At 52.2% G+C, this 14,030-nt stretch carries 10 protein-coding genes; 3 read left to right on the forward strand and 7 right to left on the reverse strand.

Going from position 1 to position 14,030, the window contains the following annotated elements; translation table 11 throughout:
• The first annotated feature begins 366 nt into the window (after positions 1–366).
• From Q8Q07_00470 to Q8Q07_00480, 3 genes are all read left to right on the forward strand, one after another.
• Positions 367–2,295: an aldehyde ferredoxin oxidoreductase N-terminal domain-containing protein gene (locus tag Q8Q07_00470; GenBank protein MDP3878766.1), complete on the forward strand. Its 1,929-nt coding sequence runs from the start codon at positions 367–369 to the stop codon at positions 2,293–2,295.
• Positions 2,296–2,460: 165 nt separating this feature from the next.
• Positions 2,461–3,474 (forward strand): DNA polymerase III subunit delta, encoded by a 1,014-nt coding sequence (holA, locus tag Q8Q07_00475; GenBank protein ID MDP3878767.1) that lies wholly within the window; start codon positions 2,461–2,463, stop codon positions 3,472–3,474.
• A 16-nt stretch (positions 3,475–3,490) separates the two neighbouring features.
• Positions 3,491–4,477, forward strand: coding sequence for an ROK family protein (locus Q8Q07_00480; GenBank protein ID MDP3878768.1), 987 nt, complete (start codon positions 3,491–3,493; stop codon positions 4,475–4,477).
• A 78-nt stretch (positions 4,478–4,555) separates the two neighbouring features.
• On the opposite strand, the gene Q8Q07_00485 is transcribed toward Q8Q07_00480, so the two are convergent.
• From Q8Q07_00485 to Q8Q07_00515, 7 genes are read right to left on the reverse strand one after another with little or no spacing between them, the layout of a single operon-like run.
• Positions 4,556–5,083 (reverse strand): hypothetical protein, encoded by a 528-nt coding sequence (locus tag Q8Q07_00485; protein MDP3878769.1) that lies wholly within the window; start codon positions 5,081–5,083, stop codon positions 4,556–4,558.
• Positions 5,084–5,103: 20 nt separating this feature from the next.
• The gene (locus Q8Q07_00490) at positions 5,104–6,102 is read right to left on the reverse strand and encodes a patatin-like phospholipase family protein (protein ID MDP3878770.1); all 999 of its coding nucleotides are present in this window, start codon (positions 6,100–6,102) and stop codon (positions 5,104–5,106) included.
• A 28-nt stretch (positions 6,103–6,130) separates the two neighbouring features.
• Positions 6,131–7,153: a CARDB domain-containing protein gene (locus Q8Q07_00495; GenBank protein MDP3878771.1), complete on the reverse strand. Its 1,023-nt coding sequence runs from the start codon at positions 7,151–7,153 to the stop codon at positions 6,131–6,133.
• 18 nt (positions 7,154–7,171) lie between these two features.
• On the reverse strand, positions 7,172–7,720 hold the full coding sequence (locus Q8Q07_00500; protein ID MDP3878772.1) for a hypothetical protein: 549 nt from the start codon (positions 7,718–7,720) through the stop codon (positions 7,172–7,174).
• 58 nt (positions 7,721–7,778) lie between these two features.
• Entirely contained in the window at positions 7,779–9,134 is a 1,356-nt protein-coding gene (locus Q8Q07_00505; protein ID MDP3878773.1) for a PqqD family peptide modification chaperone, read from the reverse strand.
• Positions 9,135–9,159: 25 nt separating this feature from the next.
• A complete protein-coding gene (locus Q8Q07_00510; protein MDP3878774.1) occupies positions 9,160–11,259 on the reverse strand; it encodes a DUF4332 domain-containing protein in 2,100 nt (699 codons plus the stop codon).
• Between the two features lie 45 nt (positions 11,260–11,304).
• The gene (locus tag Q8Q07_00515) at positions 11,305–13,266 is read right to left on the reverse strand and encodes a helix-hairpin-helix domain-containing protein (GenBank protein ID MDP3878775.1); all 1,962 of its coding nucleotides are present in this window, start codon (positions 13,264–13,266) and stop codon (positions 11,305–11,307) included.
• Positions 13,267–14,030: the final 764 nt, after the last annotated feature.

The raw sequence follows: 14,030 nt of genomic DNA on the forward strand, positions 1-14,030 counted from the left end.
ACTGCATAGAGCCGGAATGCCTGCTGGTGTGTCCGGTAAACGCCATAAGCCGGGATGAAGAGACGGGGATAGTCAGCCATGATACTGAGACCTGAATCAAGGGCTGCAAACTCTGCCTGGAGGTATGCCCTTACGGGGCGCTGTCAGCAGACCCGGTCACCGGCAAGGTATTCGAGTGCAACCAGTGTTTAGGGGAGCCGGTCTGCGCGCAGGTCTGTCCCATCGGGATAATACACTATGTGGAGGCGGAGTCTGAGGCGTTAAGTGAGAAGGACAACTGGAAGCGCCGCTTACTGAAGCAGGGGATGGGGAAGGTAGCCTCAGAGAAGAGGCTTGCCGCAATCCGGGGTAGCAAAGGAGAGAGAAATGACTGACTGGTATGGATGGGCAGGGACTATTCTTAACGTAGACCTGACCAATATGAAGGTCTCAAATGAAGAACTATCTCCGGAGTTCGCCGCCAGGTACATCGGCGCTAGCGGTTTTGGCGCCAGGATCCTCTATGACGAGGTTGGCCCTGAGGTTGACCCCCTCTCACCGGAGAACATCATTATTATTGGCAGCGGTCCTTTGGGGGGCACCATTGCGCCATCGGGTAGCAGATACGAATTGATCAGTAAATCTCCCCTTACTGGGATCCTGGGTCGCTCCAACGGCGGCGGTTTCTTCGGTTCAGAGATGAAGTTTGCCGGCTATGATCTGATTGTCATCAGGGGTAAAGCGGAGAAGCCGGTGTATCTGTGGCTTAACGACGGACGCGCCGAAATAAGGGATGCCGCTCACCTCTGGGGCACAGATGCCTGGAGTGCTCAGCATCTCATCCAGCAGGAGCTTAATAGCCCTGATATTCAGACGCTGAAGATAGGTCCGGCCGGGGAGAATATGTGCTTTTCCTCCTGTGTTACCAATAGCCTGGGGCGGGCGGCGGGTATGACCAGTATCGGCGCCGTCTGGGGTTCCAAGAATCTCAAGGCAGTGGCTGCCCTGGGTAACAAGGAAGTAAAGGTAGCCAGACCGAAGGAGTTCGGGGAGCTATGCCAGGCTTTGATTGAGCGAGCGAAGACTGATCCGATGTACTCCATTCATACCAAATACGGCACTTCTGCGTGGGTTTCCCAGGCCCTTTACAAGCAGCGCAAAGCCGATCTTGATGCTCTTTATGATAAGAATCTATCTTGCTTTGGTTGCGCTTATCACTGTTCCCATTTTTACTCGGTGAAATCAGGCAAATATAAAGGTACAGCCGGGGAAGGTTTTGAGGGATTTCATGGCGGGCTTGCCGCCGGAGTCGGCATAAATGACCCGGCTTTCATGAGCCAGTATAACAATCTCTGTAATCAGCTAGGTGTACATATCTGCACCCCGTATATGGCTATAGCCTGGGCGATGGACCTGTATCAGGACGGCATCATCACCAGGGAAGATACTGATGGACTGGAGATAACCCCGGGAAACGAAGAGATGATACTCTCGCTTGTACGTAAGATAGCCTATAAAGAAGGTTTTGGGGCAATACTGGATGACCCCATCAGAGGCGCCGATATGCTGGGGCGAGGCTCTGACCAATACATAACCCATATTAAAAGGGATAGCAGTCGTGGCGGAGCTGGTCGTGGCAGCCGGCGTGGGGGTGTCGAGGCAGCGCAAGGTACCGGTAATTTGCGCACAAATCTTTATGGAGCGGTTTACACTCGCCGTGGTGCCCATTCCCAAAATAACCCCGGCACTCGCGTGGAGTATTCCGATGAGCACATGAGAAAGCTGGGCAGAGAGCGCTATAATGACTCTGAAGCATTTTTTAAGCCGAATAGTCCTGACCCTGTGAACGCGCGCTGGGTATATGATGTCGAGAACATCTTTGCCCTTTGTGATATGACCGGGGCCTGCCGCTTTGCCTCAGAGCAAACCTTTAACACTGAAGGTGTTCATCTGGGAGATTTTGCCCGGCTAATGTCTGCGGCTACCGGCATAGACTTTAATCCCGCGGACCTGATTGAAGCCACGGAAAGAGAGCTTTTGCTGGAGAGAGCTTTCAACGCCAGGGAGGGGATCAGACGTGTTGATGATTACCCGTATCCCTTCCATTACCTTTTAAAGTACGGCAAGCAACACCCTCATTATGACTATACCAGCTTTAATTTTAGTCTGGCAGACTATGATATGGTACTTGATGAATACTATAAACTGCGCGGGTGCGACCGGGAAACAGGGATTCCGTCCAGGGAAAAAATGGAACCACTGGGACTGAAGGATGTGGCTGATGATTTAGACCGCCGCGGCCTATTTGCTCCGTAACACGTTATACGAAATACGGCGCGTTAAAGAGGGGCGTCGCCCCTCTTTCTTTTTTGTCCTTCTTTCAAAGGGGGGATTGAGGGGATTTCAAAGTAAATCGTCTCTGTTTACCGGACAAGCTTTAAGTATGATAGAATTGAAAAGCATTAAGCAGGAAGGCAGAGTTTGTTATACATACTAACCGGTCAGGATGATTATTCCCTTACCCGGGCGCTGGAAGAAATCAAAAAAGGACTGGGCGACCCGGAACTCCTCGCCAGCACCACGACCATACTTGATGGCCAGCAAGTTGTCCCGGACGAGGTGAAGAACGTTTGTGCCACCGTTCCTTTTCTGGCGGAGAAGCGCCTGGTTATCATCAAAGGACTGCTGCAACGTTTTGAGGCGGCGGGTAGACGCGGTCGGCAGACGAAGACATCGCGCACCAGCCCGGCGGAAGATGCCAGGGTGTTTGCCGCCTGTTTTACCGGTATGCCGGACACTACCGTGCTGGTATTACTGGAGGGTGTCCTGAACAGTAAAAATCCACTGCTTGTGGAGCTTGCCGGAAAGGCGGCGGTCAAGACCTTTCCGCTCGTTAAGGGAAACGCATTACAGCAATGGGTGCAAAATCAGGTGAAGGCGGAAGGCGGCAGTATAACTCCCCGGGCGGTTGAGTTGCTGACCCGGGTAGTTGGCAGCAATCTCTGGACTATGGCCGGCGAGGTTAATAAACTGACACTGTTTGCTTCAGGTCGGCCTATTGAAGAAGAGGATGTTAAGATACTGGTCAGTTCCGCCCAGGAGACCAGCGTTTTTGCCATGGTTGATGCCATCGTTGAGTTTAAGATCGGGGTGGCGGAGAGGTTAGTGGAGCAGTTGTTACAGCAGGGGGCTGCTCCGACTTATCTCCTGTTCATGCTGGTACGGCAGGTGCGGATGATTGTCCGCGCCAGGGAGTTGAAGAAGCAGGGAAAGCCGGAAGTGGAGATTCAGAGGAGGCTGGGTGTGACCTCGGAGTTTGCTTTACGCCGGACAGTGGAGCAGTCCCAGCGTTATTCCTGGGCGCGACTGAAAGAGGTCTATCAGGAACTTCTGGAAGCTGACCTGGCCATTAAAACCGGCAAGTATGATGCTGAACTTGCTCTCAATATTCTGGTGGCTGACCTCTGCCGGCAGCGCGGGGCTTCGGTAGCTTGATTCGGGAGGAGAATTATTGAGTCTGCGGGAAGTAGGTGAACAGGAACGGCCGGTTTTAACTATCGATGTGGGCGGTACCAAGATAATCGCTGCCCTCGTTTCGGCACAGGGCGAGATGATAGCCAGAGAGTATTTCTCCACTTTAGCAGATGAAGGAACGGCGGCCGTGATTGACCGCATAATCGCGGCGGTAAACCGTCTCCTTAAGCTGAACAAAATGACCTTGTCCCTGATAAATAGTATCAGCATTGCCGCGGCGGGCATTATCGATATGGACAGGGGCGTGATAACCGTGTCGCCCAATCTCCCCGGCTGGCATGACGTTCCGCTGAGGGACGTTATCGCCGAAAGGTGTAAAGTCAGCGTCTTTCTGCTCAATGACGCCAGCGCTGCCGCTTTAGCCGAGCACCGGCTTGGCGCCGGGAGGGAGGTCAACAACCTTATCTTCATTACGGTGAGCACCGGCATCGGCGGCGGTATCATTGTGGACGGAAAGCTGTATCTCGGCGCCTCCGGTGGCGCCGGTGAGATCGGGCATATGACTATTGATGTTAACGGCCCGCGCTGTCTCTGTGGCAATAATGGCTGTCTGGAGGTGCTGTCCTCGGGTACGGCTATCGCCAGGGAGGCGATGGCGCGTATCCGCCACGGGGAAAAGTCATCGCTTACCGCTATGGCTGGTGGTAATCTGGAGAACGTCACCGCCGAAGAGGTATCGCTGGCGGCTCAGGACGGGGATTCTCTGGCTCTGGCTGTTATTGAGCGGAGCGCCCGTTATCTGGGGGCTGGACTGGTAAACCTGGTACATATCTTTAACCCGGAAATGATTGTGGTCGGTGGAGGGGTGTCCAAGATGGGAGACCTGCTGCTGGAACCGGTCAGGCAAACGGTAGACGAAAGGGCTTTCCCTCTACTGGCTCAGGGAGTGCGCATTGTTCCGGCGCGGCTCGGGGATGATGCCGGAGCGTTCGGCGCGGCCCTTTTCGCTTTCCAGCAAAGGTAAGCGGTTGCCTGTTTTCCCTGCCTTTGGTTGTTGCTTCTGTCAGGCGAGCGCAGTGACCACCGCTCTGGATTCCAGCCTTCATTTCCGGTGGAATTCTAACAGAGCGAAATTATCGTGCCTTCTTACATCCCAGCAGACCAGTCTATCTGAACCCTGGCTGATTTTTTCTACTACCTGGGAATAGGTAATACAGCTATTTCTGAGTGTATTGTTATCGAAAAAACCCAGAGTGCCGTCCGGATAAGTGAAGACGCAGACGGTATGGCTCTTGCGCACGGGATGCATCATGGCGGTGACGAGCGCCGGATTAAAAGAAGCGTCCAGTCGCTTCAACAAGTCACAGGCCAGGGTGGCGAATCCGTCACAATCATCCTTTTTCCTTGCCCATGTCGCCTGCGGGTAGCTGATGCTATCGAACAGGTGCAATGGCCCATCCTTCGTCCAGGTTACCTGTTTCAAGCAAGCTTGGATTTCCGCCAGGGAATTTACCGCCGGCAACGCAGCTTTTAGATAGCCCTGCTCGAATATTTTACGGCGAAGCTTTGACCATCCGTAGCGTCCCGACCGCAGCCACCAAACTAGAAAAACATCTATTATGCCTGCCATTTCAAGCTCCATGATGCTGACTAAGTCCTGAGCTGGACGCCTCTCTCACCTGGGGCTTCCCCTTTGCGATATTTGTTGATATATTGCTGAGGGTCCCAGGTCGAGAAGAACTCGTCTGCGGCCTGCCGTCCGGACTGGAAAAGCGCATCACTCCTCTCGCGGGAAATATCGAACTCTGTGGTATTGACTCCCAGCGTCGGAATCGCAATCGTCCTGACGAAGTCCTGGTCTTTGATATAGCGGGCATCGTGGGCTTCCATCATGGTACTGAACAATGCTGCCAGCAGGCTTATCGGTCCGCCGATATGACGTGGGGTGCCTTCTTCCGGCTCAACAAGCTTGAAGCCAAAGGTTGGCCATTCCGGCGGGCTGCCTACGCTGTCAAATAACCATACCGGAAAATTGCTCAGAACTCCGCCGTCCACTATGTAGCTGGTATGGCCTGTCTTCATGTTCTGAAGTTTTACCGGTTCGTAGAAGAGGGGAATACTCATGCTCATCCTGACGGCAAAAGCTACATTCAGGTCCTCCGGCCTTACGCCATAGTTGGCTATATCTTGAGGAAGTACCAGCATATTCCCCTCAGTTATATCCGAGGCGATAACCCTGAGCTTAAAGCGGTATTTGTCTGCTTTCTCCCCCGGTATCAGGAGGTCGCCGAACGTGGTGATATTCTTCGCCTTGAGTAAATCCCCCATCCATTTCTGGAAGAATTTACCCTCATAAAGTCCTTTCTCAAAAATAATGCTGATCAGCGGACCCACCCTCGGAATCCTGTCGATGATGCTCTGGTCTTTGAAATTATCATAGTCCAGATCGGTGAGTATCTCCTTCATTTCTCCCGCATTGTAACCTGCCGCAATCAAAGTGGCGACTATGGCCCCGGCGGAAGTGCCGGCTACATTTTGCCAGGCAATCCCTCTCTCTTCAGCGACAGCGATTGCCCCGACTAACCCGATGCCCTTGACGCCACCTCCTTCAAAGACGGCGTCAGCTTTTAATAAAGTTGTTTCTGTCATTACAGCCCCCTTATTCTATCCGCATTTCCTAGGTTACATAACTAAAGCAGTTATTGTTCTCATCGGTTTCTTCGATTATATCCTCAAAATCAGAACAAAGGTCTACAGTAAACCCGGCAGGAGACAACTCGACTGGTGAAAATACTCTTTCTACTATCTCCCCGGGTTTCATAACCGGGACTATATCCTCACCTATAATCTCACCATTATAACGGAGAACGGTCAAGCTCCGGCCTGCTTCATTGTCTCCCCGGTTCTGTATAACATACCGGATAAGGCAAAGACCCGCTTTTATATCGAGCCATTCATGCGATACTTCCAATATCACTAAATCCGGTGCCTTCCTGGATACAGCTACCTGAAAAGTCCGCTCTCCACTCCATGCCATGTTGCCCGTTACATCATAGGCGCTGGCACTGTACATCACTATGGCTCCTTCCTCATAAGGTCCGCCGGTAAAGACCATCGGAGATAAGTCACCCTCTTCGACTAATTCCCCATTAACAACTAGCTCTATCCAGCCTATCTCAGAATCATCATACGCTTCCACGGTAAAGGTTACTCTCTCGCCTGGTTGTGGAGCTTCGGCCGATATGTATAGTTCCAGTTCAGGTGGAATGGTATCATCGGGCTCTGATAGCAGTGTTGCCGCGGCCACAATTGTGCCGATGGCAATGACGAGTACGGCGCTGATAGCCAGTCCTTTTGATACAGGCGACTTCCCAATGCGGGTAAGCCGGTCTTTCAATCGCTTCCTTAATCCCTCTTCAATATCCCTGATGATTTGCTCTTTCGGGACGCCTTCCTGAGTTATTTTGCTGGTGGTGCTCTCCGTGTTCTCGTTTACGAGGTTTTCTATCTTACGATCGGATATTGTCTCCAGCCGTTTCTGCAATTTATCTGCGGCGGCTTTGTTGAGTTCTCTCTTCAGATCGTTTACTGTCCGTTTCGTCCCGGCTTTCGTTACGCGAAATACAATACCGCTGACCAATTCCGCTGTCAGTCTCTTTACCGGTTCCTTAACGCTGTTTTTGAGATTCTCTTCTGACATTCCCGCAGCGTCCTCCCGCTAATGGTGGGTCTTCGCATTCCGGAGACGTTCCTGGCATGATTCAAGCTCTTTCTGGAGGCTATCCTCCAGGGCTGCCTGGATACCGCCAGCGATTTCCTTGATGAACGGGTTGTCCGGCAATCTGTCTGATAATCTGCTCAGGGCTTGCTTTTCGGCTCTCGTAACCACGTCTTTTAGCTGCCTGATTTCACTCTCCGTCAGCTTGATATTTCGTTGGGTAATTTCGATGACAAGACGGCTGCAAATCCCTCGCATGTAGATTTCGGCAGGTCTGCTGACAATATTCTTGGTGCTTTCTCGCAAGGTTGTCCGGGCGGTATCTTCAAGGATATCCTCAATGACTTCACGAAAATCAATCTCACCGGAACTGCCAAGGTCTCCAGAGAGAGAACCTTTGAGACCTTCCTCGATTCCTTTTCGAAGACCGTCGGATACCCCTTCTTTGACTCCTTCCATAATCCCATCAACGATTCCAGTAAGAATCGCCTCCAGGTTGGAATCCTGTTCGGCGGTGACCTTCTCAAAGATCTGGATATCCGCAGGCATGCTAATCTCCGTTTAGGGTTGAGAGTTATTATAGACCAATAAACTCCTATTTTCCAATTCACCGCATTGGAGTACGGGAAAGAGAGAAGCTTTCGCCGGATGGTGCCACCGGTTCCGGTTGTCCATTAACTAACCAGCAGTGGCAGTTTGACTGGAAGATATTTCCGCGGGTAAAGTTGGCGGCAAGACAGCTGCCCCGGCATGATCCCAGCCATTCGCAACTCTGGCAATATCCTTCTATATCACCGGTAACGAGACTGCGGAAATAGTTGAGAAAAATCGAGTTCCTCCATATCCATTCGAAGCTATGATTTTTCACGTTATCAGCTTCCACTCCGGTGAAGAAGTTGCAGGGCAAGACGTCTCCGGAGGAATTAATTGTGCAGTAGGATATTGCTCCGTCACAGCCAATGTGCAGTTCATCAGAGTTCGGGGCCGGAGGTGGTGGTGAGAGGGTGCATTCGAATTCCATCGGAGCAATGGTTAGCTTCTTTTCTTCCCGGAGCCGGTTCAATAAAAGGGTCAGCCTCCGCATTTGTTCCGGTGATACTTCAAGCTGCCGTGACTGTAAACCTCGTCCGCCGGGAACGAAGGGCAGGATACGAAAAGTAGCAACCCCCAGCTCCGCAGCAAAATTGTAAAGGTTTGGAATATTCTCTATGTTTTGCGTTGTCACCGTGGCTGCCAGAGTTACCTCAATGCCGGCTGCCAGTAGATGACGGACGCCTCGGACGCATCTTTTCCAGGCGCCGGGTGACTGCCGGAAATCATCATGGATGCTGGGAGTGGCTGCATCGAGGCTGACCTGGGCCATAACCCTGAACTCAGCCAGGGCAGAGGCTGCATTCCTGTTGATACGGGTAGCATTAGTGGCAACCTGTAGTGAGAGGCCCCTCTCCGCAGCGTAAGCGCAGATATCCAGAAAATCAGGACGCAGGGTCGGCTCTCCGCCGCTGATTATCAGTTGACGTACCCCGAAACTGGCCATTTCGTCTATCAGGCGAAAGCATTCAGCGAGTGTCAACCCATCTGTACGGGATGAATCACTATCAACCACGCAATGACGGCAGTGCAGATTGCAGTTGCCGGTGATGTCCCAGAGTACCGCCAGGGGCGCGGGAATGTCCCACAAGTGCATGCGGCGGTTCCGCCACCAGAGAACTCCTTCTTCGGTCAGTTTGTGAAGGAGGGGGAGAGCTGCTTCCAGTACAACAGAACGGTCAGTGCGGTAACTGGAAACAAGTTCGGCAATAATCTCCTGAAAGGTACGATATCCATCGCATCGCTTTAGTAGCTGGGCAGCAGCGTTATTGACCTCGTCCACCCGGCCGCTAATAGGATTGGTAAACAGCCAGTTCTCTTTACCTTCTTCCACTTTGAGCGGAAAATATGGCACCGATTCTAAGTCAAACATGCGTTAAGACAAGACAATCTCCAAATTATTGTGGCCCGGAAAGGAGCCTGGCCTTTGTCCTCCAATTGCGGAGATTTGTTGCTGAAATCCCGCTATTTTTGGCCAACTCTCTCAGAGATTGGTCAGTCTTTGTGGCTTCAACGAATTTATCCACCGTGGAGATGCCCAGGCTTCGGAGAATGGTGGCCCGTTCCTTGCCGATACCGGATACCTTCTGAATATCCATCCTTCTTATTTCTGGTTTGATTTCCGGTGGGCGCTCGACTATTTTCGGAATGAACGGTCCCGGATCAGGTCCGGGCAGACATCCTCTGGGACCCGGCGGGCACAAGAACTGCGGGGCGGGCGGACAGAACAAAGTGGGGGAAGGAGGGCATTTAATGATGGCGGGACCCGGCGGACACATCAGGGACGGGGACACCAGGCATATGGTTGGTGCTGGTGGACAGAAAGTGATTCCCGGGGCAATCCAGCAGATGAGCGGACAGCCGATTGCCGTACCGATACCAACAGCGGCGAAGGCATTGATGATTGTCGCCCGCCACCGCCCGTACCGGGGGTCTCCTGCGTAGAGATCATCCAGCGAATCGAGCACCGCATCACGCATATCGGCAAAATCGGAGCTAGCCGTCAGATGGGCGGTTAAGGCTTGATAGTAAAGTCGTCCGAGGACTTCGTTACCCAGCGCCTCACACATTGTGATACCGCGGTGCGTACCACCGACAGCAATGAGATAGGCGGCCTTGTTAGTTATTCCGCTGTTGATATGAACCCCGCCATTATCCTGGAGGCCGGTATACTTATCATCCATATGGTCAGGCTGATGCCCGGCCAGGACACTGGTTATCGGGTCAGCCGGGTCATATTGACCGCCGTTGGTCGGGTCTGCCATGTTGCGTCCGGCGGGTGCGGAAGCCAGTAGCCAGTTATCCTCCCCATGGAGCCAGTCCCCGTCAATCAAGGCAGCGAAGACGTCAGACATTGATTCATTGAGAGCGCCTGATTCTCCCGAATAAATCAGCCCCGCTGTATGCTCGGTCACGGCGTGAGTCCATTCATGGGCGACCATATCCAGCGTACAGAAAGGACCGTAGGTGACCCCGTCCCCATTGCCTATCTTAACCAGTTGCTGACTGGGAGACCAGGAAGCGTTGTTCCAGTTGTTGCCGACATTGGCGTAGATTTCCATATCAGCGCCGGCATCGTCATAGCTGTCCCGCCCGTGTACCATCAGATAGTAATCGAATACAATGCGCGAGTAATAATGACAATCGGCGTCCGCACCCTGGTCGGCAGCGGACCAGTTGTTATTGTTGTCAGCGGATAAAGCCGCCGGAGGATACCCGCCATTGCAATCATGGGTTCGGACGCGGGCGCCGGTGGGTACCCACTGGTCTTCAAGCTCATACTTGTTTGCGGCATGGTTGTGTACCGTATTTAGCGTCACGCTTCCGGTGTACCTGCCGCTACCCGTACCGGTGGTGCGGGTGTGCGTAGGCAGGTTATTATAGCGCCAGACAACCTCCCCCGATGAGGCGTCAATGAAATACGCCCATTCCGCGGGGATTTCTCTCCCATCCAGGCCCTTATCAGTACCGGAGACAGTTAGATGCCAGCACTGGTAGGTCTTGCCTTCATGTACAAGCACCAGGAGCAGCGGCGCAGCGCCCGGAATTTCCGCGTTGTCAGGGGCATGGTTGAGGGCTCTCCTCCTGGCTTCTTCAGCGGAAAGACGGCGTATCGCCGGTAAATCAATGCCAGGGATAAAACGGCCGTTCGTGCCTTTAATGATATTATCAGCGCTCAGGTGAACCACCAGTTCACCGCCAAACACCGGCATATCACGGTACATCTGCTGATAGCGGATATGGCGGTTACCCTGCCTGTCGGTGACGATGTCTTTCAGCCTTAATTCTGTTTCAGGCGCTCTTATCGCGAACAGGCGGCTGTTCGCTGAAACAAACTCGCGGGCTATGCTTTCAGGTTCTCCATCACGGGGTGGGGTCAGGTTGCCCCGCAATCTGGCGGGAGTTCCTGAGCGCTCATCCCAGGAGATTTCCGCATTGGCATCAATCTTCTTCAGACTATCGAAGGCATGTTGCTGGTCTCTACTTGGTCCTGGCATACTTAGACCTCCTTTTCTGTGCCTGTCTCCTTGTCAGATTGTCAACTATGGTTCGGATACTATGAGATTACTCTCTTTCTTAGCTCTTTGCGAGCCTGGCGTGGCATTATAGCCGTCCGTGGACAAACCCCACACGTGCAGCTCGAAATTATAAGCCAGCATTGAGCAGAGTATCAACGATATCGGTAAAGTCGTGGCCGTGAAAGTAACTGACTTGTTATTCACTCCTGTCCAGTTGCTGGTGGGATCGGGACGGGATTCGGAGATAGTGATGCCGGCGGAGAAAGCCTCCTTACCACGCGTCCCGCTCAACCAGTATTGCTTCACGTGTCCTTCAGGGTCATGGGCGGTAACCTTGAATTGAATGCCCCTGTCAGCGCCGAGCTGCAAAGAGCCGCATGGCGTTACTCCTCCCACACTGGTGCCGACTATTTCAAGCTTGGCATCCGGCACGCTGTTGTCGGTGCGGATAACCGGCATCCCAAAGGTGCCCACCTCGGTATTTGCTGCATCATAACCGATAACGCGCAGGGCATAAAAACCGTTAGGATAGTTAAGGGAATTCCAGGTAACCTTGAGGGCATGTTCGTGCCAGTCGGCTTCAGGCTCGGTATCTATATTCTGGTATTTCCCCGTTACCGGGTCCGGCCCGAGGTTCAATGGCTCCCACACATGCAGGGTATTATTCCATTTTCGGTTTGTCAGCGTGTCGGTTAAATCATTCCAGCTGCCCGTTGCGCCGAACTCGTCAGCTTCGGCAATCTGTACCTTACAAGTTGCCACCGGCGGCGCTTCAGCAAAAAGCCCGAAGATACGCAACGTACCGCAGAAAGGCTGATGTTTGACTCCGGCAATCGGGGCCGGGTCGCCGGGTTGAGCGGTGGCGTAGCCAAGCTGAAACCGGACATTGTCTATCGGAATAAGCCCCAGGCTGACAAAGCGGAAACCTTCATCCGGTTTTATGCCTGCGTCCGGTACCGGAATTGTATCTTCCACCGGCACGAAGTAGTCCCGATGAAAATCATCGACGATGTCCCAATCTACCGGTCCCTCGTATACCTGCTGCCAGACTCCGGATACAAACTGTGATATGCGCGCTCTGATGTCCGGTTTCTTATCGGTGAACAGCCACAGCCAAATCCAGGGGCTGTTCTTGTAAGAAAAATCGAACTCGAAATCATAGCTTCCATCAGGTGCGGTATAGGCATAGCCCAGGTAAGCTTCCGTAAGTACCGGGTCAGTCCCGAACAGCCAGATTATCGGAGTATCGACTTCATAGAACTCTATTTTGGCCGCTGGTAAAGGCTCGATAGAGATCGGTATTCCTCCGGCAAACGTAGTGGCATAGACGGCGCCGTGCATGTGGTAGGTCTTGGTTACCGTAGACCAGAAGATTAAATAGTCCTTCGGGATCATAATATCATAAGCGGCGTAGTAGGCGATGCTCTTATGTTGTAGCTTGTACCGGCTGGCGCTCATCGTTTTGCTCATAGCGGTAGTTCTGGCGGCACGCTGAGCAAACTTTGCCGGGAGCACGCGAAGTTCCGCGTTTGAAGGCACTTCAGCGTGTTTGAAGTTGAGGCGATATTTGCCATTTTCATTCACGTCCGCTCTGGCTACCTCCACCCCTCCGATATAAGCGCAAACCACGAGCTTATTCTGCCGGAAATTCAAAGAGGTCGTTCCTTTAAGTTGGCCCTCTATCGTATAGCTTGCCAGAGGCTCTTTTCTTTCTGAGAGTGTCCGCACAATCTCGGTAAATCTCTCCGGGCCAACCTGAGGAACTGCCAGCACCTGGCTCAAATCCTTAAAACCGCCTAGTTGCGTCCGCCGGGCAATGATATTTTGAGCTACCTTCTGCCCGATATCACGTTCTCCTGATATTTCGATAATAGCAGCCAGTTCCTCGGAAGACCTGGTCGTGTTAAGAGAAGCCAGTACATTACTGGCTGTGCCGGTATTTATTTCTTCCGGTCTTGTATACTTGGCCTGTTTGCTATCGCTCATATAATCCCTCCGTTACTCAAAGTGGGATACCATTATATTATATTGCCAATTATAATTATATTGAAAATGTCCTGGGGCATCTCTTCAAAGCCTTTCGTCTTAACATCAATAAACTTGGCGGCAAGAGGACTTTGCCGGACTACTGGTATCAATTTAACTACTCTAATCTACTATTTGTAAATGCCTAAAAGGTCAAAAATAGGTGGACAAAGATATAGAAATGCCAACATAAATAGTTCAACTCTTCAGGTGAACCTGGTAATCCTGCAATAGCGTTGTACCCAGCGTCTGCAACAAATTAGCCGCCCGAACTTTAAAGACTCGCTCATAATAGAATTGATTATACATACCGCCAGATATAAACATATTGTACGTACCTGCTACTATATTGTGCAACCTGTTAAAAATAGCCAATTATGGTTGACATTTATGAGGTAATGAGACTATGCTACATACTACTAGCTTTTTTAGGTACCTGCGGATTACTGGGAGTGGCGGCGGAGCCGACTACAGAGATGCGGCGATGTAATATGGGGATTACGGCGCGACAAGGATAATGTAAGGGGGCGAAGGACACTAAACAAAGATTAAAATTTAAAATAAGGAGGGAGGGAAATGAAAAGGAATGGTACCTGGCTCCTGGTGAGTTGCATGATGGTGTTATCCCTGGTACTGGTAGCCTGTGCCCCGGCAGCTCCGGTGACACCACCCACACCGACGAGCCCAACAACCCCCGCAACTCCGACGACTCCAACTACACCGAC

Source organism: Dehalococcoidales bacterium, assembly GCA_030698765.1.
Classification (GTDB): Bacteria; Chloroflexota; Dehalococcoidia; order Dehalococcoidales; family UBA2162; genus JAUYMF01.